Annotated in this window: 23 protein-coding genes; 18 read left to right on the top strand and 5 right to left on the bottom strand. The window is 44.2% G+C overall.

Annotated features, from left to right (window positions below):
- Together AACU28_RS20645 and AACU28_RS20640 are read left to right on the top strand one after the other, a co-directional pair.
- Entirely contained in the window at positions 1-1,074 is a 1,074-nt protein-coding gene (locus AACU28_RS20645; protein WP_017095992.1) for a methyltransferase, read from the top strand.
- A 23-nt stretch (positions 1,075-1,097) separates the two neighbouring features.
- Positions 1,098-2,339: an NAD(P)/FAD-dependent oxidoreductase gene (locus AACU28_RS20640; RefSeq protein ID WP_121603520.1), complete on the top strand. Its 1,242-nt coding sequence runs from the start codon at positions 1,098-1,100 to the stop codon at positions 2,337-2,339.
- Positions 2,340-2,480: 141 nt separating this feature from the next.
- Here AACU28_RS20640 and AACU28_RS20635 read toward each other — a convergent pair whose 3' ends face one another.
- Positions 2,481-2,987 (bottom strand): hypothetical protein, encoded by a 507-nt coding sequence (locus AACU28_RS20635; protein WP_017084506.1) that lies wholly within the window; start codon positions 2,985-2,987, stop codon positions 2,481-2,483.
- Between the two features lie 139 nt (positions 2,988-3,126).
- Positions 3,127-4,260, bottom strand: a complete 1,134-nt coding sequence (locus AACU28_RS20630) for a flagellar assembly protein FlgT (RefSeq protein WP_121603519.1) — start codon at positions 4,258-4,260, stop codon at positions 3,127-3,129.
- A gap of 192 nt (positions 4,261-4,452) precedes the next feature.
- Here AACU28_RS20630 and AACU28_RS20625 point away from each other — a divergent pair, with 192 nt between their 5' ends.
- Together AACU28_RS20625 and flgP are read left to right on the top strand one after the other, a co-directional pair.
- Positions 4,453-5,088: a FlgO family outer membrane protein gene (locus tag AACU28_RS20625; protein ID WP_004736167.1), complete on the top strand. Its 636-nt coding sequence runs from the start codon at positions 4,453-4,455 to the stop codon at positions 5,086-5,088.
- 9 nt (positions 5,089-5,097) lie between these two features.
- Positions 5,098-5,529: a flagellar assembly lipoprotein FlgP gene (gene flgP, locus AACU28_RS20620; protein ID WP_004736169.1), complete on the top strand. Its 432-nt coding sequence runs from the start codon at positions 5,098-5,100 to the stop codon at positions 5,527-5,529.
- 263 nt (positions 5,530-5,792) lie between these two features.
- Here the strand turns inward: flgP and AACU28_RS20615 are convergent, their stop codons facing one another.
- The 3 genes from AACU28_RS20615 to flgA all read right to left on the bottom strand — a co-directional run bounded on the left by AACU28_RS20615 (position 5,793) and on the right by flgA (position 7,528).
- On the bottom strand, positions 5,793-6,218 hold the full coding sequence (locus tag AACU28_RS20615; protein ID WP_004736170.1) for a flagella synthesis protein FlgN: 426 nt from the start codon (positions 6,216-6,218) through the stop codon (positions 5,793-5,795).
- Positions 6,219-6,284: 66 nt separating this feature from the next.
- Positions 6,285-6,602: a flagellar biosynthesis anti-sigma factor FlgM gene (gene flgM / locus AACU28_RS20610; protein ID WP_004736171.1), complete on the bottom strand. Its 318-nt coding sequence runs from the start codon at positions 6,600-6,602 to the stop codon at positions 6,285-6,287.
- 179 nt (positions 6,603-6,781) lie between these two features.
- Positions 6,782-7,528 carry a flagellar basal body P-ring formation chaperone FlgA gene (gene flgA / locus AACU28_RS20605; protein WP_017085300.1) on the bottom strand — a complete coding sequence of 249 codons (747 nt, stop codon included), beginning with the start codon at positions 7,526-7,528 and terminating at the stop codon, positions 6,782-6,784.
- Between the two features lie 77 nt (positions 7,529-7,605).
- On the opposite strand from flgA, the gene AACU28_RS20600 reads away from it, so the two are divergent.
- The 14 genes from AACU28_RS20600 (at position 7,606) to AACU28_RS20535 (ending at position 22,232) form a co-directional block, all read left to right on the top strand.
- Entirely contained in the window at positions 7,606-8,532 is a 927-nt protein-coding gene (locus tag AACU28_RS20600; RefSeq protein ID WP_004736173.1) for a chemotaxis protein CheV, read from the top strand.
- Positions 8,533-8,543: 11 nt separating this feature from the next.
- On the top strand, positions 8,544-9,371 hold the full coding sequence (locus AACU28_RS20595; RefSeq protein WP_004736174.1) for a protein-glutamate O-methyltransferase: 828 nt from the start codon (positions 8,544-8,546) through the stop codon (positions 9,369-9,371).
- A 255-nt stretch (positions 9,372-9,626) separates the two neighbouring features.
- Complete coding sequence (gene flgB, locus AACU28_RS20590; RefSeq protein ID WP_004736175.1) at positions 9,627-10,022, top strand: flagellar basal body rod protein FlgB; 396 nt, start codon at positions 9,627-9,629, stop codon at positions 10,020-10,022.
- Positions 10,023-10,026: 4 nt separating this feature from the next.
- A complete protein-coding gene (flgC, locus tag AACU28_RS20585; protein ID WP_004736176.1) occupies positions 10,027-10,440 on the top strand; it encodes a flagellar basal body rod protein FlgC in 414 nt (137 codons plus the stop codon).
- A gap of 17 nt (positions 10,441-10,457) precedes the next feature.
- Positions 10,458-11,171, top strand: coding sequence for a flagellar hook assembly protein FlgD (gene flgD / locus AACU28_RS20580; protein ID WP_004736177.1), 714 nt, complete (start codon positions 10,458-10,460; stop codon positions 11,169-11,171).
- 50 nt (positions 11,172-11,221) lie between these two features.
- The gene (gene flgE / locus AACU28_RS20575; protein WP_017076830.1) at positions 11,222-12,526 is read left to right on the top strand and encodes a flagellar hook protein FlgE; all 1,305 of its coding nucleotides are present in this window, start codon (positions 11,222-11,224) and stop codon (positions 12,524-12,526) included.
- Between the two features lie 269 nt (positions 12,527-12,795).
- Positions 12,796-13,545, top strand: coding sequence for a flagellar basal body rod protein FlgF (locus AACU28_RS20570; RefSeq protein ID WP_004736179.1), 750 nt, complete (start codon positions 12,796-12,798; stop codon positions 13,543-13,545).
- A 21-nt stretch (positions 13,546-13,566) separates the two neighbouring features.
- On the top strand, positions 13,567-14,355 hold the full coding sequence (gene flgG, locus AACU28_RS20565) for a flagellar basal-body rod protein FlgG (RefSeq protein WP_004736180.1): 789 nt from the start codon (positions 13,567-13,569) through the stop codon (positions 14,353-14,355).
- 107 nt (positions 14,356-14,462) lie between these two features.
- The gene (gene flgH, locus AACU28_RS20560; RefSeq protein ID WP_102474006.1) at positions 14,463-15,239 is read left to right on the top strand and encodes a flagellar basal body L-ring protein FlgH; all 777 of its coding nucleotides are present in this window, start codon (positions 14,463-14,465) and stop codon (positions 15,237-15,239) included.
- Positions 15,240-15,333: 94 nt separating this feature from the next.
- Positions 15,334-16,425, top strand: coding sequence for a flagellar basal body P-ring protein FlgI (locus AACU28_RS20555; protein WP_017076828.1), 1,092 nt, complete (start codon positions 15,334-15,336; stop codon positions 16,423-16,425).
- 10 nt (positions 16,426-16,435) lie between these two features.
- A complete protein-coding gene (gene flgJ / locus AACU28_RS20550; protein ID WP_004736183.1) occupies positions 16,436-17,371 on the top strand; it encodes a flagellar assembly peptidoglycan hydrolase FlgJ in 936 nt (311 codons plus the stop codon).
- 220 nt (positions 17,372-17,591) lie between these two features.
- Positions 17,592-19,472: a flagellar hook-associated protein FlgK gene (gene flgK / locus AACU28_RS20545; RefSeq protein ID WP_017093267.1), complete on the top strand. Its 1,881-nt coding sequence runs from the start codon at positions 17,592-17,594 to the stop codon at positions 19,470-19,472.
- A gap of 9 nt (positions 19,473-19,481) precedes the next feature.
- A complete protein-coding gene (flgL, locus tag AACU28_RS20540) occupies positions 19,482-20,672 on the top strand; it encodes a flagellar hook-associated protein FlgL (RefSeq protein WP_004736186.1) in 1,191 nt (396 codons plus the stop codon).
- 423 nt (positions 20,673-21,095) lie between these two features.
- Positions 21,096-22,232, top strand: a complete 1,137-nt coding sequence (locus AACU28_RS20535; protein WP_017076826.1) for a flagellin — start codon at positions 21,096-21,098, stop codon at positions 22,230-22,232.
- Positions 22,233-22,904: the final 672 nt, after the last annotated feature.

Raw genomic sequence — 22,904 nt, 5'->3', positions numbered from 1 at the left:
GTGTCGGAATATAAATTAGATCCATTCAACGCATTAGAAGCAAAAACAGAAGCGCAGAAATTGTCTTTCGCTCCCATTGTTTTTCATACTGCCCGTACACTTCGTGATTTAGGTATCTTGAAAGCGTTAGATGACGCGGGTAATGATGGTTTACCTGCAGAGACTCTTTCGGAAATAACGGGCGTATCTGAGTACGGCGTAAAAGTTCTGCTTGATATGGCGTTAAGTGCTCATATTGTTACTTGGGACAAACCTAACTATAAAATGGCCAACCTTGGTTTTTACCTTCTGCACGATGGTATGACCAACGCAAACATGGATTTCACAGCCGATGTTTGTTACGCAGCGATGATGCATCTAACCGAAGCGATTGAAGAAGGCACACCTGCCGGCCTGAAAGAACTGGGTGATTGGGAAACCATTTACCAAGGCTTGTCTCAATTGCCAGAAAAAGCCAAAGAGAGTTGGTTTAAGTTCGATCACTTCTATTCGGACCGTTCGTTCCCTGTTTTGCTTGAGAAAGTCTTCAGCAAGAAACCTAAATCGCTGGTGGATATCGGTGGTAACACCGGTAAGTGGGCAATGCAGTGCTGCAACCATGACTCCGACGTTGAGGTTACGATTGTTGATTTGCCACAGCAACTAGAAATGGCAATGGCAAACGCGACACAACATGGCCATCGAGACCGAGTGACTCCATTCCCAGCCAACATGCTCGACAAACAACAAGCGTTGCCGACAGGCGCGGATGTGTGGTGGATGAGCCAGTTCCTTGATTGCTTCTCGCCAATGGAAATTCTGAGCATATTAAAGCGTGTTCGCTCTCATATGTCAGAAGACGCGACTGTCTATATCCTTGAACTGTTTTGGGATGCACAGAAATACGATGCGGCTTCTTATAGCTTAAACGCGACGTCTCTCTACTTTACCTGCTTGGCAAATGGCAACAGCCGTTTTTACCGTAGTGAAGATTTCCTAGAGATCGTTGAAGAAGCGGGCTTTGAAGTGGTAACTCGTACCGACGACATCGGTCTTGGTCACACGCTTCTTGAATTGAAAGCTGGCGCGCAATAAAAATAACAAACATGGCTTAAATAATGAAAAAACTGTCAACTCAAGTAGTGATCATCGGAGCTGGGCCATCAGGGTCTATTGCCGCGTCTTTGCTTCACAAAAAAGGCATCGATGTTCGAGTGATTGAAAAGAGCCTTTTCCCGCGCTTTTCTATTGGTGAAAGCTTGTTACCGGCTTGCATGGAAGTGATTGAACAAGCTGGCATGAGCGAAGCGGTGGCTGACGCTAACTTCCAATTCAAAGATGGTGCCGCTTTTCGTAAAAATGGCGTGTACACCGCGTTTAATTTTGAAGATAAGTTCTCTGCTGGGCCGGGAACCACGTTTCAGGTTCAGCGAGGTGCCTTTGATAAGGTGTTAGCAGACACGGCTGAAGCGCAAGGTGTGACCATCGATTATCAACATGAGTTGATGGGTATTAACTTCACTGAAGACAGCACCATTTTAGACGTACAAGTGCTTGATGGAGAACGCTATCAGCTAGAAGCTCAATACGTGCTGGATGGCAGTGGTTTTGGTCGCGTGTTACCGAAGATGCTCGATTTAGAAGAGCCATCATCGCTTCCTCCACGCAAAGCTATTTTTACGCACATTAACGATCATATTGCAGAAATTGATACCAATCTAGAATATGACCGTAACAAAATCCTGATCTCGGTGCATCCAACCAACCCTGATGTTTGGTACTGGTTGATTCCATTTAGCAACGGTGTTTCTTCGTTTGGTATTGTCGGGGAGCCTAAGTTCTTTGAATCATACCCACAAGATAAGATTGCCGCGATTAAGCAACTGGCAACAGAAGAGCCGGGTTTGGCTGAGATACTGGCAAATGCAGAGTACCCGAACCCTGCGGGCGAAATTGGTGGTTATTCTGCCAACGTAAAACACCTTGCAACAGACAAGTATGCGCTCTTGGGCAATGCCGGTGAGTTCCTTGACCCTGTGTTTTCATCAGGCGTGACAATTGCGATGAAATCGGCTCAGTTTGCGGTTGAGTGCGTAGAAAAGCAGTTCAATGGTGAGAAGGTTGATTGGGATCGTGATTATGCAGATCCATTGATGACCGGAGTCAACACCTTTAGAACTTATGTTGAGGGATGGTACTCAGGTACTTTGCAGGATGTGATTTTCTATCAAGATCCCAACCCGAAGATTAAGCAAATGGTGTGTTCTATTTTGGCTGGTTACGCATGGGATCAAAGTAACCCCTATGTGAAAGAATCAAAACGCCGACTGACGACACTGTCGGAGATATGCCGAAGCTAGGTGGTCGATTAAGGTGTAGCAATCTGCTAAAGCACCATAATGATAAAGCCTATAAATCAAAACAGCCGCAATGCGGCTGTTTCTGTATCTGTTAAATATGGGAAGCTGATTCTTAGCTTACTCGCTTTACTGAAGTTGATGCTACTTCAGGTCGATGCTGTTCAATCGTCCCATAAAGATAAGTAACTCAATCACATCTTTGTGGGCTTCAAGCAGCGCTCGTTTGGTTTGGCTGTAGGCGGCGAGTCGCCCGTGCTTCCTTATAGAGCATACTTTGGTTCTGTATTTGTATTCACCACTTTCAGAGAATACGCGCCACTTAGCGATGTAGCATTCATCTCGATGTTCGGGATCTGTCTGAGTCGGGTTTGGTTTGAATACTATTTTAGGTTCTAAACTGTGCGGTAAACGCGTCATCAGATAGGGCTCTCTAAGGACTTTTGGCCAAAACTTTCCCCAGAGCTTTCTGCCAAGCTCATCTCTTAACTTGATGGTTTTCTTTAGTGCTTTGTCTTCACCCATACGAACAAAACCGACAGAACGATGTAACACCGTATCTTCGGGAGTATGGATGTGGATTTTAAAAGCGGTTTGGCCTTTCGATATAAATCGATAACCGGTCGCACCAATTAGATTATTCTGGCTCATAGTTTGCTAAATGATGATTATGTTATTAATAAGGTTACGACAAATACGTTAAAACCGAAACTAATCATCATGAAAAAAATAAAGCCTTAACAAAAGTGCTAAGGCTATATTAGAAACTATGAAGTGAGCTTGTCGCTAACTACATGATTTTCTGCATTACATCACCAATTTGAATGCTTCCAGCAAGGCTAGGTTGATCAATCGTGAGTTCAGCTTCGTTCTCATAAACGCGAGAAACCGTTAGCGTGATATCACTTTGAGATACCTTGTTACGCGGTAAACCTCGTTGGTCGATAAACGAACCGGTGTGCCACAGTTGCAGTTTGTCACCTTGTTGAACGCCATGCATTCGACCTAAATCAATGGTCACCGTGTTACCAAATACTGCAGCCACCTCTGGAAGCGTGATTTTACATGATACTTCTGATTCTAAGTCCAACATAATATTGCGGCTGACGCGAAGCATCATACTGCCGTAGGTTGATGCCCAGAAACGAGCACTGCGCGTATCAACCTCACTGGTCTTAGCAAAAGGCCATTTTGCCACTTCACGATAGCTACGGTTATAAACCTGATGACCTGTTTTGCCATCGAAGACTTGCATTTCTAAGGCAAACTGGCGGTTTATAATGTCGTCTTTAAGAAGCTTGGATTCAATGGTCGCAGTTAAATCGGTGATATCACCACCAATGATGTACTGTGCTCCCGTGTCTTGTGCGATCATTTTGATCACTTCCGGTCGACGCTTGTCGATGTCGTAATTGGTTGTGCCAACTGAAACAAAGCTGCGAGATTCTTGCGCCAGTTGTCGGTCAACGACATGGCTAAAATCATCACCAATATTATAGATTCTGCCCATTACAGCTTGCTGAGGGGAGGTCACATCAATGTTGCCGACCAAAAATGTCTTCTTATATTGGCTCTCATGGCAAGCATTTGCCGAAGGATAGATGTCGATCCTTGCGGTGATCATTATATTGCCACTGCGTTTTTTCTCTTTTTCTACCAAGATGTAGCGCACTTCATGGTTGGTAAATTGAAACTCTTTCTTGTTTGCGTCGAGGTAGGGCGTGAGGTTGGCAATGCTACCAATGTCGGCTCCTGAGAACTGGATCGCTTTATATACCGCGTCTTCCAGCGCATGGACTCTTGCGGCTTCTTCTGACGATACGATGGTTGCTGTACCGGTAACTTCATACCAAGAGGCATGAGCACTGAAGCTTATGGTTATCAGTGAACTTATTGAAAATAAGTAAGAAATTATTTTTTTCATCTATTTGTTACCAGTTGGGTATAAATATTGCTTAACAAATAACTATAAGCTTGAAGCTGACTTAAGTGCGTTTTTCTTAATCTGAACCATTAATGAAAAGCAAAGACTGTTCCAACATTGTAATCCATTGAAAAGAATAATGGTGAGAACATATTGGAATAGGTAGCACTAAACATATCTGGAGATTAGAGAATGAAAAAATGGCTCGTAGTAATGAGTGTCATGTTACTGACATCATGCGCTTATTCGCCGATCTATAACGGCAAGTCTGAATATTCAGGCAGTCAGTTTATGTTGATGGACAGCCCTCGTCATACCATGGACTTTTTCGTGGAAAGTATGACTGAAGATTTGATCATTTCGAATACGAGTATTTCAGCAAGAACCCCAATTGCGATTACTTCGTTTGTTGACCTGCAACACATGGACACAACAAACTGGCTAGGTAATTCAGTTTCAGAAGGTTTTATTCATCAGTTTCAGCGTCGTGGCTTCAAGGTGGTTGATTTTAAAACAACCGGTTCGATCCAAGTGACTCACCAAGGTGATTTTGCATTAAGCCGTGATTGGAAAGACTTAGCTCAAGAGCAAGATGTCCAGTACGTGCTGACAGGCACTATGCTTCGTCAAGAGGGCGGTGTTCTAGTTAATGCTCGTGTGGTAGGCATGCAAACTCGTATTGTGGTTGCTTCCGCGCAAGGCTTTTTGCCAGCGGATCGTATTGGTCGAGATCTAGATACTCTGAACAGCATTCGAACTCAAGATGGTGTCATTATTCGTTCTGATCCAACGATGACTCAGCCTTACACCGTTATTCTTCGCCCCTAGGAGTTCGAGATGAAGAAGTTAATATTTGTTGTTGCCGCTTTGCTGCTTGTTGGATGTCAGCCTCTGCAAAACATGAGGCCAGACGATTACTTAGTTGCCGTTGGTTACGCGAGTATCAGTGAGCAAAAGGGACGTAACGACGAGGAAAGGCGCATTCGTGCGATGAGAGCTTCCAAGATCGATGCTTATCGTGAACTTGCTGAACAAGTGTATGGCATGAGAGTGAGCGGCCGAGCAGAGCTTGAAGATCAACGCCTTGGCACTGAACGTACTTCTGGTGCAGTTGATGGCGTAATCCGTGGCGCAGAAGTAGTGCGCAGCTACCCAGTGGGTGATAGCTATGTAACAGAGCTCCAATTAGATATCCGTAAGATGGAACAGCTACGTAATTACGGTGAAGTTCAGGCAGTGCCTGAGAAGAGACAACAAACGTTGTTCTAGTTTTAGGAGCATCCAGTTATAGCTTACCTAATTATATTGGCTGCCACTCGCTTTCCAGATGGCGTATCGGCAACCAATAACGGTTATGACTAAGAAAGCGGCAAGTATGAAAATACTTGCCGCTTTTTTGTGTTTATCGTTTATTAGGAGCATTTACAGGTTTAGAGAGACTTTGACGGTGTAGCGAGAAGGGTAGGCTGAGATACAGATACAGATACAGATACAAGCAAGAAGGGTGTTGTGGCGAAGAAGATTAAGACCAATTAGGCTTTTACATTGGTTCCCAGCGTAGAAATCGTATGCGTTTGGCCACCGGCATTGTAAGTCATACCAATTTTACCATGGCTTTGCTGCATCATATTGCTGAGTTTTTTGAAACTGAGGTGTGCTCGATTCAAGGCTTCGCCATTGACTAGGTTCGCTTGGTGGCAGTCGTGCACTATGGACTTGATGGTCGCGACTAATTGAGCAAGTTCAGGGTTCTCGGTCAATTCTGAGATATTGGTATGGGTAGCAATTCGTTGATCGGTTGATCTTAGCTGTTCAACAAGGACCACTTTTTCTTTGGCGATTCGCTCAATATCGTTTGATTGTCGGCTCGTAATAGCGGTTTTCTCTGAACTTAGTAATTCAGATAAGGCTTTGGCATTTTGAAGTTGAAAATTAACTAAATCTGCTAGTGCCGCCATAACGTAAACCTATTCATAACCTCGTGTACTTTAAGACAATAACTTCAATGAAAAGTTAGTGTTTTCTTAAAGGCCTTTTAATTCATCTTCGAACTTGATCATGTTGTCAGCCAGTTTCTCTGGATCGACAGTGTATGAACCATTCGCAATTGCTTCTTTTATTGCAGCAACTTTTACAGAGTCAAAGCTTGGTTGTGCTGCCATGTCTTGATGGAGCTGACCAATCGCTTTGCCTTGTTGGCTTAGTGAAACCGCGTCTTTGCTTGCTGGTGATTTAGTTGACACATCAGAACGTGATGCCTCAGAGCTAGAATCAGAGCGTACTGTTGGTCGGTTAGTGGTCGTTAGGGTTTGCCCTGAACGAATATTATCAATGCCTGCCATAGTTAAGCCTTTTTCTTCAAAAATGGGAACCTGTACAGTCAATATCGACCAAGGGTTCGAATACTTTAGCAATTTTTAGCTCAATAGTCGAAAAGGGACAAAACACCGCAGCCGTTATATTTTGGCGTTAAAGTTGAGAGCAAAATAACTAACGATACCGTCAATTTAGAAGTAAAGAGTTAAAAGTAAACCGTGACTTCAGACATGCTGGTAACAATACCTTCAATTATACGCTGTGATTTATCATTTTTCACTCTTACTTGATCACCCATTGAGCCATCCGTAAGCGCAGTCCCTTTGGTGGTAATGGTCATGCCACCTTTTACTGCCTGTATGATAACTTTCTCGTTTCGGCATACGACACAGATATCGCCTCTTTCGACAACATCACCTGGCCTCAGGTTCTTTTTTACCTTAGCGCCGATCACTTGTTGGGGAGCGGTGAAACCTTGGCGACGAAACTTGTTAAGCGAAATCATAGCGGTGGTGACATCGTATTGACCTACGATTTCGCCTCTTGCTAATGAGCGTGTTGTTGTGACTAGTGGTACTGACATTGAAAGACGTACCGGCACGTAAACTCGCCATTCATCAGGAACACATTGCACTAAAACCGTAATACTACTGCGGGTATTGCTGGTGGTTGAGGCGCTGGTATCTAGAGGAATAGGGCAATCTGTTGCTTTGATTCTAGAGTCCACATTTGCTGAGTTAACAAAGAGTTCGCCGCCTTGTGGCTGCTCAACTGTCTCTAGGATGTGTTGTTCCGCCGCAGACTGAATCATTTCAATTTGCTCTGGAGTCGCAGCTTGTACAAAAAAACTAAACAATATTGATAAAATGCCGATAAACTTAGCGACAGTTTTAAAAGTAGCTCTACACATTGCTATGGAAAAAAGCGGCAGATTTGTTTTATGATATATCATTCCGTTTCTCTAGTGGTTCGTAGCCTGCAGTAGACTAACACTTTTTATACAAAAAAGTTTGATATGGAGATGAGCTCATGACGGGTATTCTTGATTCGGTGAATCAGCGTACGCAACTCGTCGGTCAAAACCGATTAGAATTACTAACCTTTCGCCTAATGGGGCGTCAGCGTTACGGCATTAATGTTTTTAAAGTAAAAGAAGTACTTCAGTGCCCTAAACTGACAAAAATGCCAAACTTGAACCCACTGGTTAAAGGTGTAGCACACATTCGTGGCCAAACGATCTCTGTAATCGATTTGAGCTTAGCGATTGGTGGCCGTCCTACAACGGATGTTGAAAAGTGTTTTGTGGTTATTTCTGAGTTTAACCGAACCATTCAAGGTTTCTTGGTCAGTTCAGTAGAACGCATTATTAACATGCACTGGGAATCGATTCTTCCGCCGCCAGATGGTGCAGGCAAAGCCCATTACCTGACTGCAGTCACCAACATTGATAATGAGCTGGTAGAAATTCTTGATGTGGAAAAAATTCTAGCGGAGATTTCTCCTGTTGATGAAACAATGGACAGCAAAATTGCTGAAGAAATCGCAGAAGTAGAACAAGGTAAAGAATTGGTTCGTCGTATCTTGATTGCTGATGATTCAACGGTTGCTCGTAAGCAGGTTCAGCGTGCGATTGAGTCGATTGGTTTTGAAGTGATTTCGGTGAAAGATGGTAAAGAAGCCTATGAGAAGCTGGTGGAGATGTCATCAGAAGGCAGTATTTATGATCAGATTTCATTGGTGATTTCAGATATCGAAATGCCAGAAATGGATGGCTATACGCTGACTGCTGAGATTCGTCGTCACGCCGAACTTAAAGATCTATACGTAATTTTACACTCATCATTGAGTGGTGTATTTAACCAAGCCATGGTTGAGCGTGTAGGAGCTAACTCCTTTATCGCGAAGTTCAACCCCGATGAGCTTGGTGCAGCGGTAAAAGCTGCGTTAACTAACTAAAAGAGACATTAATGACTGCTATAACAATAAGTGATCAAGAGTATCGCGATTTCAGCCGTTTCTTAGAATCTCAATGTGGCATTGTATTAGGTGACAGCAAACAGTACTTAGTGCGCAGCCGTCTAAGCCCATTAGTAACGAAGTTTAAGTTAGCTTCGTTGTCTGATTTGTTGAGAGATGTAGTAACAGGTCGAAACCGTGAGCTGCGCGTGGCTGCAGTCGATGCCATGACGACGAACGAGACACTTTGGTTCCGTGATACTTACCCGTTTGCTGTGCTTGCGGATAAACTTCTACCGGAAATAGCGGCAAATAAACGTCCTATTAAGATTTGGTCTGCGGCAAGCTCTTCAGGCCAAGAAGCATACTCAATGGCAATGACGATTCTTGAGACTCAAGCTCGTAAGCCAGGTATGTTGCCAAATGTATCGATTACCGCAACTGACATCTCAGCAAGTATGTTGGATATGTGCCGCACTGGCGCGTACGACAACCTTGCATTGGGACGTGGACTTTCTCCTGAGCGTCGTCGTACTTTCTTTGAAGATGCGGGCGATGGCCGCATGAAAGTGAAAGATAACGTTAAGCGCATGGTGAATTTCCGCCCTCAGAACCTGATGGACAGCTATGCATTGTTAGGTAAGTTCGACATCATCTTTTGTCGTAACGTGCTGATTTACTTCTCGCCTGATATGAAATCAAAGGTACTTAACCAGATGGCAAACAGCCTGAATCCTGGTGGTTACCTATTATTGGGTGCGTCTGAATCGTTAACAGGCTTAACGGATCGTTTTGAAATGGTTCGCTGTAATCCAGGCATCATCTACAAATTAAAGTAATGAGTGGCACCAGTACTAGGTGCAACGTTACTGTCTAACTTCAAAACCCAGCCAAGTGCTGGGTTTTCTTTTTCCGGCTTAACCTATATCTTTAAGTCAGAGTGACATTCCAATTTACTCTATTTTTTGGCTTGTATATTGCAAGTTTACCCACGAGTAACCTGTAAAAGTATTGATAGCCCGCTTTGTTTAAAAAGTTGGTATATATATTGCTTTGGTTATCTCATAACAGTCAGTTCTTGAGTTGAGGTTTACATGGCTATTTCTTTTGACAATGCTTTAGGCATTCACCAGCACACAGTTGGTGTACGTGAGCGTAACGCTGAGGTGCTTTCCACCAATATCGCGCAAGCAAACACGCCTGGGTATAAAGCAAAAGGATTAGACTTTAAGAAATCGCTGCAAGCGGCAAGTTCTGGGGCAAGCATTGGTCTTAGCCGTACAGATGGTCGGCACATTTCTGCCTCAACAACGGTGAACGGGGAAACGAAGTATCGAATTCCTACCCAACCTGATACAGGAGATGGCAACACGGTTGATTTGGATTTGGAAAGAAACCTTTTCATGCAAAACCAAATTAGGCATCAAGCCTCTCTCGACTTCCTAGGAAGTAAGTTCAAGAATTTAACTAAAGCGATTAAAGGGGAATAATTAGATGAGTTTATTCAATGTATTCAATGTGACTGGTTCTGCGATGAGTGCTGAATCTGTTCGTCTAAATACGACCTCGAGCAACCTTGCGAACGCGGACAGTGTAAGTAGTTCTGCTGAAGAAACTTACAAGGCTCGCCACGCAGTGTTCGGCGCTGAGTTAAATAAAGCACGCAACAGTGGTCACACTGTGCCTGTGAAAGTATTAGGTATTGTGGAAAGCGATAAGCCGTTGAGCGCGGAGTACAACCCAGATCACCCATTAGCGAATAACGAAGGCTATATCTACAAGCCTAACGTGAACGTTATGGAAGAAATGGCAAACATGATTTCGGCATCACGCGCGTACCAAACAAACGTGCAGGTTGCTGACTCGAGTAAACAAATGCTGCTGCGTACGCTGCAGATGGGTCAATAAGGATAAGGAGGTAGCACATGGCTGGAATCAACAACAATGTTGGTCAAAGCGGCTTGTCCTATGTTGACCAGCTGAAGAGTCTTCAAGATGGCGCGAAAAAGCCCGACGAAACAACAGGTAAGCAGGATCTTAAACAAGAAGACTTCTTATCTTTGTTGACTAAGCAATTAGCCCAACAAGACCCTTTTAAGCCGGTTAGCAATGACCAGATGATTGCGCAAATGGCTTCATTTGCGACCGTAGATGGCATTGGCAAAATGAATACACAGTTTGAAAGCTTGAATTCATCAATGACTTCTAACCAAGCATTACAGGCATCCTCTTTGGTTGGCCGCGATGTATTGGTTCCTGGTGCGGCAGGTGTGAAACCCGGTGATGGCGGTATGGCGTCCATGGTTAAGCTTCCTCAGGCAATGGACAATGTAATCGTCCGTGTTGAGAACGAAGTTGGACAATTGGTTCGCACTTTTGATATCGGCTCTAAACCATCAGGCGACACACGTGTTGAATGGGACGGAAAAGACGAAGACGGTAACCCATTGCCGGCTGGTAAATACAACGTGAAAGCGTCGGGTTTACTGGATGGCGAGAACACAGAGTTCCAAGTTTCCAGTTATGCGAACGTGAACAGTGTGCTTCTTGGTAAGGGCGATGGCAACGTACTACTCAATCTGGCTGGTTTCACATCGCCAGTACGACTTGCTGAAGTACTAGAAGTTGGTAAAGCGTAATGCTTTAAAAGAGTGATTATGCTAGCTAGAGAGATTAGGAGAATATTGGAATGTCATATGTAGCTTTAAGCGGTCTATCCGCTGCACAACTAGACCTGAATACAACCAGTAACAACATTGCGAACGCAAACACATTCGGCTTTAAAGAGTCACGTGCGGAGTTTGGCGATGTTTACTCAAGTTCGTTATTCACTAACGCAAAAACGACGGCAGGTGGCGGTGCGCAAGCTAGCCAAGTGGCGCAACAGTTCCATGAAGGTTCAAGTATTTATACAAACAACCCAATGGACTTACGTGTAAGTGGTACAGGTTTCTTTGCAGTATCGAAAGACCGTATGGTACCGGAGATCAATGAACTAACGCGTAATGGTGCATTTCACCTAAACAAAGACAACTACATGGTTACCGCTAACGATGAGTTTCTTTTAGGTTACGATGTTGATCCAAACTCGGGTGAAGTTCTTTCTTACGCGCCAAAGCCTCTCGACATTCCTGCTGAGTTTGGTAAGCCAAAACAGACAGAAAACATTGAAGTAGGGGTTAACCTTCCTGCAAACGGTGATCTTAAAGACCCGGCTGCATTTAACTTCAAAGATGCTGATACCTATAACCGTGCAACGTCTTCGACGGTATACGATTCTATGGGGCAGTCTTACAAGTTAACGACTTACTACCTCAAAGATCAGACTCAACCAAACACTTGGCAGACGTACTACACCATGTCAGATGAGAACGGTGAAAAGCCGGTCAACATCACGGGTGGTGATGCGACAAATGCACAAGGTCACGTTGGTCATACAATGAAGTTCAACAATGACGGTACGTTGGCGAGCCTTAACAATGGCCAGCCAATTAACTCTGAAGCACTAGGTGCAGGAGCTAACCCAATTGATTTGAACGGTGCTGATCCAACGCAGGTGCTTAAGTTTGGTCTAGATTCGTCAACTCAGTTTGCCGCTCCATTTGAACTCACTAAGTTCGATGAAGATGGCGCGACAACAGGTTTCTTAACCAAAATCGATTTCGATGAGTACGGTAGTGTTTTAGGTACTTACTCAAATGGTGAAAACGTGATGCTTGGCCGTGTAGGCTTGGTTCGTGTACCTAATGAGCAAGGCCTAGATAAGAAAGGCGGCACTCAGTGGGATTCTACTAATGACTCAGGTTCTAAAATCTGGGGTGAATCGAACAAAGGTTCATTTGGTAGCATCAACAACGGCTCGCTAGAGCAGTCGAACATCGATATGACTCAAGAACTGGTTGATTTGATTTCTGCTCAACGTAACTTCCAAGCGAACTCACGTTCTCTAGAAGTACACAACCAACTGCAACAGAATATTCTTCAGATTCGTTAATCGTTTCGAGCGTTTGAATCATCTGCGAATACCCAATTCAATATTATTGAATTGGGTATTGTTGCTGAATTTGATATGGCAGTTTGCTTTTCTATTTGCCGCCCCTATTGCCGCACGGTAATGCCACTGGCAACAATTCTTCCTCAATGATCCTTTTGTGATCCCTCTTTTTAGTTTTTTCTATTTAAATTATTGATAAGTAACGGTTAAAAATATTGGCACAGTGTTTGCTTTGTTAGCCCCAGAAGATGATTTTTTGGAGCAAAATTATGGATCGCGCACTGTTTCTTGCCATGAGTGGCGCTAAGCAAAATATGCAAGCTTTGCAGCTACGTGCTAACAACCTTGCCAACGTAAGTACAACGGGTTTCCGTGCTGATTTAGCACAAGCACGTTCAATGCAAGCGTACGGTGAAGGCATGCCTACTCGTGTTTTCAGCATGACAGAACGTCCGGGTCATAATTTCGCACAAGGTAGTGTGGTCACCACTGGGCGAGATCTTGATGTCACTATTCAAGGTGATGGTTGGATTTCAGTGATGGATAACACAGGCCGTGAAGGTTTAACGCGTAATGGTAATCTAAAGGTAGACCAAAACGGTTTGTTAACCAACGCAAGCGGTCACTTGGTGTTAGGTGAGAATGACGCGCCAATCACGCTCCCAATCCCGATCAGCAAAGTAGAAATTGGTACAGATGGTACGATTTCGGTGATTCCTCAAGGCGCTCCAGCTGAAGAATTAGCGATTGTTGACCGTATTAAACTTGTACGCCCAGACAACCAAAGTTTGTTTAAAGATACGAATGGTCTATTCCGTTCGAAAAACCCAGATCAGGCATACGAAGCGGATGCAGCGGTAACGTTGCTTAAAGGTGCTATCGAAGGCAGTAACGTAAATGCTGTAGGTGAAATGACCAGCCTAATTGACTTGCAACGTCAGTTTGAAATGCAGGTCAAGATGATGAGCACGGCAGAGGAAATGGACAAGTCGTCTGATTCACTGCTTCGTATGAGCTAATAGAATTTAAAGGAATTTACTATGCATCCAGCATTATGGGTAAGTAAAACAGGTTTAGACGCACAACAAACCAATATCTCAACAATTTCGAACAACCTTGCCAACGCCTCGACCATTGGTTTTAAAAAGAGCCGTGCGGTATTTGAAGATCTGTTCTATCAGAATATCAACCAGCCAGGTGGCCAATCGTCTCAAAATACTGAGCTGCCTAGTGGCTTGATGTTAGGTGCAGGTTCAAAAGTAGTCGCAACTCAAAAAGTGCACACTCACGGTAACGCGCAAACAACGTCGAACAGCTTAGATATGATGATTGAAGGCGACGGCTTCTTCCAAGTTGAAATGCCAGACGGTGAAACAGGTTACAGCCGAAATGGTCAGTTCACTCTGAACGGTGACGGCGCGATCGTTACATCAGGTCAAGGTTATGCTCTGCAACCAGAAATCGTGATTCCTGAAGATGCGATTTCGGTAACTGTTGGTAACGATGGTGAAGTATCAGTACGTCTACGTGGTGAGCAAAACAACGTCGTGGTTGGCCAAATCACTATCACTGACTTCGTAAACCCAGGTGGTTTAGAGCCTGTAGGTCAAAACCTTTACTTACCAACCGGTGCTAGTGGCGACCCGCAAGAGGGGGTTCCTGGCTTTGATGGCTTAGGTAATATTCGTCAGTCGATGCTCGAAACATCGAACGTCAACGTAACCGAAGAGCTGGTGAATATGATTGAAGCTCAACGTGTCTACGAAATGAATTCGAAAGTTATCTCGTCGGTAGACAAGATGATGAGCTTTGTTAACCAACAGCTGTAATTGGTTTATTAGCCATTTAATTATTGATAATTAATAGATTTTTCCAATTAACTGACGTGTTTCTACCAATTGATCTATTTACCATTGCCTGCTGAGAGTATATCGCCATGAAACGTATTTTTTGTTTAGCTCTGTTTATGTCTATGACGGGGTGTTCTGTCTTGGATCCTATTGAGACTCCGGCAGAAGAAAACGCAACCACAGTGGTTGATGCTGTGGAAGGTGATAAGTCAGCGCAAGAGAGCTCAGGCATTATTGATACACTTCGTGGTCGAACCGATCCAGTTGCTGGTGACCCAGCATGGGCGCCAATCAATCCAAAGCAAAAACCAGAACACTACGCAGCAGCAACGGGCTCACTGTTCAATGTTAACCACATTGGCAGCATGTATGATGACTCAAAACCTCGTGGTATTGGTGACATCATTACCGTGGCGTTAGACGAGAATACTCGAGCGACCAAGAAAGCCAACGCAGACATGTCTAAGTCGAATGATGCAACGATGGAGCCGCTGGCAGTCGGTGGTCAAGAGCTGACTATCGACAAGTACAACTTTTCTTATGATCTGAGCAACACCAACACCTTTGCGGGTGATGCGTCAGCCAACCAAAGTAACAGTATCAGCGGTTACATTACCGTTGAAGTTATCGAAGTATTAGCCAATGGTAACCTAGTGGTCCGTGGTGAAAAGTGGATGACACTGAACACGGGCGATGAGTACATCCGCTTAAGCGGCACCATCCGTCCTGATGATATAGACTTCGAAAATACCATCGCTTCAAACCGTGTTTCTAACGCACGAATTCAGTATTCAGGTACGGGCGTGCAGAAAGATATGCAAGAGCCTGGATTCTTGGCACGATTCTTTAATGTATCTCTGTAGAGCTTGATAGGGCGTCGAGATACTGACAGCCCTCATCAATCACAAATATTTCGCTAAGTTATTATAAACTAAAGCAATACAGACAGGTTACTCAATGAAAAAACTCACACTCGTACTATTCGGCATGCTATTTCTTGCCACCAGTGCCCATGCTGCGCGTATTAAAGACGTGGCAAAAGTGGCGGGTGTTCGTAGTAACCAACTTGTCGGTTATGGTTTGGTTACAGGTTTGCCGGGGACAGGTGAGACAACTCCCTTTACCGATCAAACGTTTAACGCAATGCTGCAAAACTTTGGCATCCAATTGCCGCCCGGCACCAAGCCAAAAACTAAAAACGTCGCCGCGGTAATTGTTACCGCTGAACTCCCGGCATTCTCTAAGCAAGGTCAGGAAGTTGACGTAACCGTTTCTTCTATCGGTTCAGCAAAAAGCCTTCGTGGTGGTACTTTGTTGCAGACTTTCCTGAAAGGTCTAGACGGTCAGGTGTATGCGGTCGCGCAAGGTAACTTGGTAGTAAGTGGCTTTAGTGCACAAGGTAACGACGGTTCTAAGATTGTCGGTAACAACCCTAACGTCGGTATCATCTCTAGCGGTGCGACGGTTGAACAAGAAATCCCAACTCCATTTGGCCGTGGTGACTACATCACTTTCAACCTAATCCAATCCGATTTTACAACGGCTCAGCGTTTGGCTGATGCGGTAAATAATTTCCTAGGCCCACAAATGGCTTCAGCGGTCGACGCGACGTCTGTAAAAGTTCGCGCACCTCGTGAAATCAGCCAACGTGTGGCTTTCTTATCGGCAATCGAAAACATCGAATTTGATCCTGCAGAGGGCTCTGCAAAAATCATTGTTAACTCTCGTACCGGTACCATTGTGGTTGGTAAGCACGTTCGCCTAAGAGCGGCGGCGGTAACCCACGGTGGTATGACGGTTGCAATCAAAGAAAATCTAAACGTAAGCCAACCGAACGCATTCTCTGGTGGCCAAACGGTAGTGGTTCCTGATTCTGATATCGAAATCACGGAAGGCGATGGCAAGATGTTCAAATTTGAACCTGGCCTAACGCTGGATGATTTGGTACGCGCAGTCAATGAAGTAGGCGCTGCACCTTCTGATTTAATGGCAATCCTTCAAGCACTGAAACAAGCCGGTGCAATTGAAGGCCAATTGATCATTATCTAAGGAATAAAGCATGATTAAGAATAACAATGACATCGGCTTTATTCACGACATCGGTAGTTTAGACCGTCTTCGTCAACAAGCCGTAAACGGTGAAGAAGGCAGCGAAAAAGAGGCGCTAACTGCGGCGGCAAAACAGTTTGAATCGATTTTTACTTCAATGCTGTTTAAGTCGATGCGTGATGCTAACTCTAGCTTTAAGTCGGATATGCTGAACAGCCAGAACGAGCAGTTTTATCGTCAGATGCAAGATGACCAAATGGCGAGTGAGTTGAGTGCTTCAGGTTCATTAGGCCTTGCGGACATGATTGTTGCTCAGCTAAGTGCAGGTCAAGCAAGTGATGCGACAGAAGACAAGGTTCGCAGTGAAGGTTTTGATACCTCACTGGAAAGACCTCAGTATTCAGGTCGTTCAGAAGAGAAAGTCTCTGAAGTTCAATCTGCTAAGTCAACAACAGACGTGTCAGCAGCAAAACAACCCGCTTCATTTGATTCGCCAGAATCTTTTGTTACCTCAATGAAGCCTTACGCTGAAAAAGCGGCGAGTGCACTTGGCGTTGATTCGTCACTGCTATTAGCACAAGCGGCACTTGAAACAGGTTGGGGCTCTAAGATGATTAAGAACTCTTTGGGCAACAGCAATAACTTATTTAACATCAAAGCAGATAGAAGTTGGAAGGGCGATAAGGTCGCGACTCAAACTCTTGAGTTCCATGGCAAAACCGCCGTTAAAGAGTCAGCTTCCTTCCGTTCTTACTCTAATTTCGAAGATAGCTTTAATGATTACGTGAAGTTCTTGAACGAAAATCCAAGATACGAAACGGCGCTACAGCATCAAGGCAATTCAGAGAATTTCATCAAAGGTATTCATCAGGCTGGTTACGCAACTGACCCTAACTATGCAGACAAGGTTTTACGAGTTAAAGCCAAGATTGATGAGATGAACTAGCGTCATAAATCAACATCGAGAGCTTGCTACTGGCAGGCTCTTTTCTTCTCCGCCCCTTCAGTTCTTACGCGTCATCCATAGTTATCTCCTTACACTTCAATAAATTATCGTCTTTTAACTCTCCATTTATTGTATTGGCACATATATTGCTTTTATCTTAGTAATATACGGTTGTAGTTAATCAGTTCATTCTGGTTTTGTTAAGTTTTTTGGGGGCATTATGGCGTCGGATCTTCTGAATGTAGGGGCACAAAGTGTTCTTACGGCTCAGAGACAGCTCAACACCACAGGTCATAACATTTCTAACGCCAACACAGAGGGCTATAGCCGCCAGTCTGTGATTCAAGGTGTGAATGACCCGCGCCAGTACGGTGGGCAATCCTACGGTATGGGTGTGCATGTGGAAAATGTTCGCCGCTCTTGGGATCAGTTTGCCGTCAAAGAACTTAACTTATCGACAACCAATGCCGCCAACAAAGGCGATACCGAAGCCAACCTCGATATGCTGTCGAGCATGTTGTCGTCGGTCGCTTCAAAGAAGATTCCAGAAAACCTCAACGAATGGTTTGATTCCGTTAAGACTCTCGCCGATACCCCGAATGATGTGGGTGCGCGTAAGGTCGTGCTAGAGAAAGCAGGGCTTGTCACTAAAACCTTGAATGAATTCCATGAAACGGTACGTCAACAGTCTGATTCTACGAATAAAAAGTTAGAAGTCGGCATTGAACGTGTTAACCAAATTGCGGTTGAGATTCGTGATGTTCAGCGTTTGATGATGCGAACACCAGGGCCTCACAATGATTTACGAGATCAGCACGAAAAGCTGATCAATGAGTTATCTGGCTACACCAAAGTGACAGTAACGCCACGCTCTAATGCGGAAGGGTTTAACGTCCATATTGGTAATGGTCATACCTTGGTTTCTGGTAGCGAAGCAAGTCAACTGAAGTTGGTTGATGGTTTACCTGATACGCATCAGCGTCGACTGGCGATTGTGGAAGGTAAGTCTTTGAAGCCGATCACCAGTAATGATATCGATGGAAAAATCGGTGCCATGCTCGATATGCGAGACGAACACATTCCCGACATCATGGATGAACTTGGACGTTTGGCAACGGCTTTCTCTGAGAAAGTAAACTCACTTCAATCACAAGGTTTGGATCTCAATGGCAATGTTGGCCAAGATATCTTCACCGATGTGAACTCTGAGCGCGTGGCGAAATCACGCGTGACGGCTGGTAGCCAATCAAAGGCTGATGTTGCCGTATATATTGATGACACCTCTGCCTTAAAAGGCGGCGAGTACGGTCTTAAATATGACGGCAGTGACTATGTCGTGACCAAGCCTGACGGTGAAACCGTAAAAGTCAGCACCAATGCAGCAGGCAATGCTTTTTACCTAGATGGTATGCGAGTCGAAGTTCGAAACCCGCCGGAATTGGGTGAGAAGCTGTTATTGCGTCCAACTCGCAACTTTGCTGCTCAGATTCAGATGGAAACCAAAGACCCTAGAGATATTGCCGCACAAAGTTATGAGGCATCGACCACGTTTGCGAAAGGCTCGGCGGGGTTCAAAATCCTAGCGGCCGGTCAATTGCGTGAGTTTGAAGTGATTGTTTCACCAAAAGGTGAGCAGTTTGCCGTGACTGACCCGAAAGGCAATATTTTAATGCAGCCGCAGCCGTACCCACCTGAAGGTCCGGTTACGATTAATGGCACGACTTTCGAGTTGACCGCTGGGGCTGTGGCAAACGATAAATTTACGGCAAACCTTGTCCCATCAGAGGGTGACAACGGTAACTTGCGTAAGCTGCAAGATCTCCAAACCGGTAAGATCTTGAATGATGGTGAGTCTACGATTTTGGACCTTTACCATAACTTGAATACCAATACGGGTCTGAAAGCGTCGACGGCAAATCGCTTAAGCGACATTGCCACCTTAGAAAAGGAATCAGCTCAGGAACGTATTGCTTCAGTGTCGGGGGTTAACCTCGATGAAGAAGCGGCAAATATGATGAAATTTCAGCAAGCGTACATGGCTTCTTCACGCATCATGCAAGCAGCCAATGATACGTTCAATACTATTTTGGCTCTGAGGTAGGAAGTATAAATGTTGAATCGTATTTCTAGCTTCCACAACTACCAATCTGTTCAGAACGACTTACGTCGTCAAGAGAACAAGATACATCACAACCAAGCACAACTTGCTTCCGGTAAGAAGTTGCAGTCGCCAAGTGATGATCCTCTTGCGACCCACTATTTACAAAATATTGGTCAGCAATCAGAGCAGCTTAAGCAATATAGTGACGCAATCGTCTTGGTTCGTAATCGATTGGAGCATCACGAAGTATTGGTCTCCAACACCGAAGGTTTTGCTGATGAGGCAAAACGAACCGTGATGGAAATGATTAACGGTGCGCTTTCTCCAGAGGACCGTTTAGCGAAGAAACGCGAGATCCAAGAGCTATCGAATAACTTTCTGCATTTAGCTAACTCTCAAGATGAGTCGGGTAACTACACGTTTGCGGGTACTAAGCCGAAGAATCAACCCTTCTTTAGAGATAACCAAGGTAACGTCAGCTATCAGGGTGATGACTATCAGCGAAAGATGCGTGTAGCGAGTAGCTTCGAGATGGCGATGAATGATCCGGGCAGCAAGTTATTTATGGAAATAGATAACCCGTTTGGTGATTACGAACCTCAGTACGAGCTTGAGCCCGCTTCTGAATTACTTTTGGAACGTGCGACGAACTCAGCTGAAGATGGGTCAACGTATAAAGTGACGTTCGTTGATATGCAGACAGGAAATTATGCTTATCAACTTGAAAAAGATGGCGCAGTGGTGGCCGCGGAAGACTTTGATCCTTCGACTGGCATTGTCTATGAAGGTCTGAATATCCAAATCAAAGGCCAAATCACTAAAGGTGATTCGATCACCTTAGAACCACGAGAGACTTTCTCTATCTTTGATACGTTCAAAGAGGCGGCTGAGCAGGCTGAAAACCCGGTATCGGATGCATCAGCAACAGCGAAATTGCACCAAGTGACCGAAGAATTTCATGCTGCGTTTATTCATCTAACGAAGGCTAGAACCGATGTCGGTGCGCGTTTAAGTACGCTGGATATTCAAGAGCAGCAACATGAAGATTTTAAGTTGTCTTTAGCGAAAGCGAAAAGCAACTTTGAAGACTTGGATTACTCGAAAGCCATCATTGAGTTCAATGAAAACTCTCGAGCATTGCAAGCTTCTCAACAAGCGTTTGGTAAAACCAAAGACCTGACCTTGTTTAACTATATTTAATGATCAATCGGTATTTAGTGGTGAACTAACACTCACCATTGAAGTTAGATTCTTTGCCATATGTGCTATGCCGTATGCGCGAATCACTTCAACCTTTGCCGTTTTTTTATACAGGATATCATCTGTTTGAGAATAGCGGCAAAAAGCGGCAATGGGCGAATAAAGGTACTTTTTGTTCCCCAAGCCAGTTAAACCAAATCGAGTTAAGTTTTAATTTAAGTGATTGATTTTATGTATATTAAAAATTAATCAAAACAGTATTAAACTTGGCATATAACTTGTATCTGTGTTGGTCATAAAATGATTTATACAGATCTTAAACCTTGCATAGGGTTTAGCGAGTAATACACGGTCAGTGCTTATCCATATGAGAGTAAAGCTGGCCGCTTCGCAGAAAGTTTGCGAACTCATAAGGAGAGCAAAATGGCTATTAATGTAAGCACTAACGTTTCTGCTATGACAGCACAGCGTTACCTAAATAAAGCGTCTAATGATTTAGCGACCTCTATGGAGCGTTTGTCATCAGGGCATAAAATCAACAGCGCGAAAGACGATGCAGCCGGTCTGCAAATCTCTAACCGTTTAACGGCGCAATCACGTGGTTTAGACGTGGCGATGCGTAATGCCAACGATGGTATTTCAATTGCACAAACCGCTGAAGGCGCGATGAACGAATCAACCAACGTACTACAACGTATGCGTGATCTGGCGATTCAATCATCAAACGGTACGAACTCGGCAGCGGAACGTACAGCGCTTAATGAAGAGTCTTCGGCACTTCAAGATGAGCTAAACCGTATCGCGGAAACGACCTCGTTTGGTGGCCGTCGTCTGTTGAATGGTTCATTTGGTGAAGCATCTTTCCAGATAGGTTCTAGCTCTGGTGAAGCAATGATTATGGGACTCACTAGTGTTCGTGCTGATGATTTCCGTATGGGCGGTACTACGTTCGATTCTGAAAATGGTAAAGATAAAAGCTGGGAAGTGCCGCCAACGGCGAGCGATCTTAAGTTTGAATTCAGAACCAAAGCAGGTGAAGACATCGTTTTAGATATCAATACCAAAGCGGGTGATGATATCGAAGAGCTTGCTACTTACATTAATGGTCAATCGGATCTTGTGAACGCATCGGTGACCGATGATGGTCGCATTCAACTATTTGTTGCTGAACCTGACCTTGAAGGTGCAATGTCGATCTCTGGTGGCCTAGCATCTGAGCTAGGTATTAAGAGTGAAGGCCGTGCAACATCGGTTCAAGATATCAGCCTGACTAGCGTTGCAGGTTCACAAAACGCAATCAGCGTAATTGATTCTGCAATGAAGTACGTAGATTCACAGCGTGCTGATTTGGGTGCTAAACAGAACCGTCTAAGCCACAGTATTAATAACTTGGCAAACGTTCAAGAGAACGTAGACGCTTCTAACAGCCGAATCAAAGATACGGACTTTGCGAAAGAGACGACGCAAATGACCAAATCACAAATTCTGCAACAAGCAGGTACTTCGATACTTGCTCAAGCAAAACAGTTGCCTAACTCTGCAATGACACTATTGCAATAGTTATTGGTTGAACTTGCTGCTCGTGTTCAGACGTGAGCCATGCAGCAAGGGAAACTGGCAAGCATACTTACTATGAGTGTTTAGCTCTCTCATCTCTCACCTGCTATTCATTTTTACGGTAAGAATGCAACGGCGAGTCAGAAATGTGTTCATTTCTCGATGATCTCCACACAGGCTCTGACCTGCCAACTAGCCCCGGTTCTCTCAAAGGAAAAGGGGCTTTTTCCTTTCTGTTATTTATTTCTCTGTTTCTTATTTTCTTATTTCTATCTTTTTGCTTTCTACCTTTTTGTTTTCTTGTCTTTTGCGTTTCCCACTGGTTTCTAACTTTAGTTTTCTGATTCTTAAGTTTCCATTCAACCCATTTTCTTCGTTACAAATGCTCTCCTTGGCTAGATAAATTGCACAATCTTTATTCCCATCAATGATCTTTGGTGATTGATCATTTCTGAGCGTTGAGCAACTTGAACGGCAGTTAGCGTGTTTTTTGAACAGATTAAGATTTATACCCGATTAAACCCTATCGCCTTTTTAGAAAAGTGTGAAAATTAACTTGATGATAAATAACGATTTAATATTTTATTTGTGGTTTTTTTAAAGTTTTTCTAAAGCTTCGGGATTTTGAGCCGTTATTAAATGTAACTTTGAGAGAACTACTTGGTTTTCCGAGAC

Origin of the sequence: Vibrio sp. SBT000027, from assembly GCF_963894355.1 — a bacterium.
GTDB lineage: Bacteria > Pseudomonadota > Gammaproteobacteria > Enterobacterales > Vibrionaceae > Vibrio > Vibrio splendidus.
Note: the sequence above shows the minus strand (reverse complement) of the source record. Positions and strands in the feature narration are given on the sequence as shown.

What these genes read in the sequence shown, in the direction of transcription:
- AACU28_RS20640 (WP_121603520.1), top strand. Translation starts at nt 1,098, where the DNA reads ATGAAAAAACTGTCAACTCAAGTAGTGATCATCGGAGCTGGGCCATCA.
- AACU28_RS20635 (WP_017084506.1), bottom strand. Translation starts at nt 2,987, where the DNA reads ATGAGCCAGAATAATCTAATTGGTGCGACCGGTTATCGATTTATATCG.
- AACU28_RS20630 (WP_121603519.1), bottom strand. Translation starts at nt 4,260, where the DNA reads ATGAAAAAAATAATTTCTTACTTATTTTCAATAAGTTCACTGATAACC.
- AACU28_RS20625 (WP_004736167.1), top strand. Translation starts at nt 4,453, where the DNA reads ATGAAAAAATGGCTCGTAGTAATGAGTGTCATGTTACTGACATCATGC.
- flgP (WP_004736169.1), top strand. Translation starts at nt 5,098, where the DNA reads ATGAAGAAGTTAATATTTGTTGTTGCCGCTTTGCTGCTTGTTGGATGT.
- AACU28_RS20615 (WP_004736170.1), bottom strand. Translation starts at nt 6,218, where the DNA reads ATGGCGGCACTAGCAGATTTAGTTAATTTTCAACTTCAAAATGCCAAA.
- flgM (WP_004736171.1), bottom strand. Translation starts at nt 6,602, where the DNA reads ATGGCAGGCATTGATAATATTCGTTCAGGGCAAACCCTAACGACCACT.
- flgA (WP_017085300.1), bottom strand. Translation starts at nt 7,528, where the DNA reads ATGATATATCATAAAACAAATCTGCCGCTTTTTTCCATAGCAATGTGT.
- AACU28_RS20600 (WP_004736173.1), top strand. Translation starts at nt 7,606, where the DNA reads ATGACGGGTATTCTTGATTCGGTGAATCAGCGTACGCAACTCGTCGGT.
- AACU28_RS20595 (WP_004736174.1), top strand. Translation starts at nt 8,544, where the DNA reads ATGACTGCTATAACAATAAGTGATCAAGAGTATCGCGATTTCAGCCGT.
- flgB (WP_004736175.1), top strand. Translation starts at nt 9,627, where the DNA reads ATGGCTATTTCTTTTGACAATGCTTTAGGCATTCACCAGCACACAGTT.
- flgC (WP_004736176.1), top strand. Translation starts at nt 10,027, where the DNA reads ATGAGTTTATTCAATGTATTCAATGTGACTGGTTCTGCGATGAGTGCT.
- flgD (WP_004736177.1), top strand. Translation starts at nt 10,458, where the DNA reads ATGGCTGGAATCAACAACAATGTTGGTCAAAGCGGCTTGTCCTATGTT.
- flgE (WP_017076830.1), top strand. Translation starts at nt 11,222, where the DNA reads ATGTCATATGTAGCTTTAAGCGGTCTATCCGCTGCACAACTAGACCTG.
- AACU28_RS20570 (WP_004736179.1), top strand. Translation starts at nt 12,796, where the DNA reads ATGGATCGCGCACTGTTTCTTGCCATGAGTGGCGCTAAGCAAAATATG.
- flgG (WP_004736180.1), top strand. Translation starts at nt 13,567, where the DNA reads ATGCATCCAGCATTATGGGTAAGTAAAACAGGTTTAGACGCACAACAA.
- flgH (WP_102474006.1), top strand. Translation starts at nt 14,463, where the DNA reads ATGAAACGTATTTTTTGTTTAGCTCTGTTTATGTCTATGACGGGGTGT.
- AACU28_RS20555 (WP_017076828.1), top strand. Translation starts at nt 15,334, where the DNA reads ATGAAAAAACTCACACTCGTACTATTCGGCATGCTATTTCTTGCCACC.
- flgJ (WP_004736183.1), top strand. Translation starts at nt 16,436, where the DNA reads ATGATTAAGAATAACAATGACATCGGCTTTATTCACGACATCGGTAGT.
- flgK (WP_017093267.1), top strand. Translation starts at nt 17,592, where the DNA reads ATGGCGTCGGATCTTCTGAATGTAGGGGCACAAAGTGTTCTTACGGCT.
- flgL (WP_004736186.1), top strand. Translation starts at nt 19,482, where the DNA reads ATGTTGAATCGTATTTCTAGCTTCCACAACTACCAATCTGTTCAGAAC.
- AACU28_RS20535 (WP_017076826.1), top strand. Translation starts at nt 21,096, where the DNA reads ATGGCTATTAATGTAAGCACTAACGTTTCTGCTATGACAGCACAGCGT.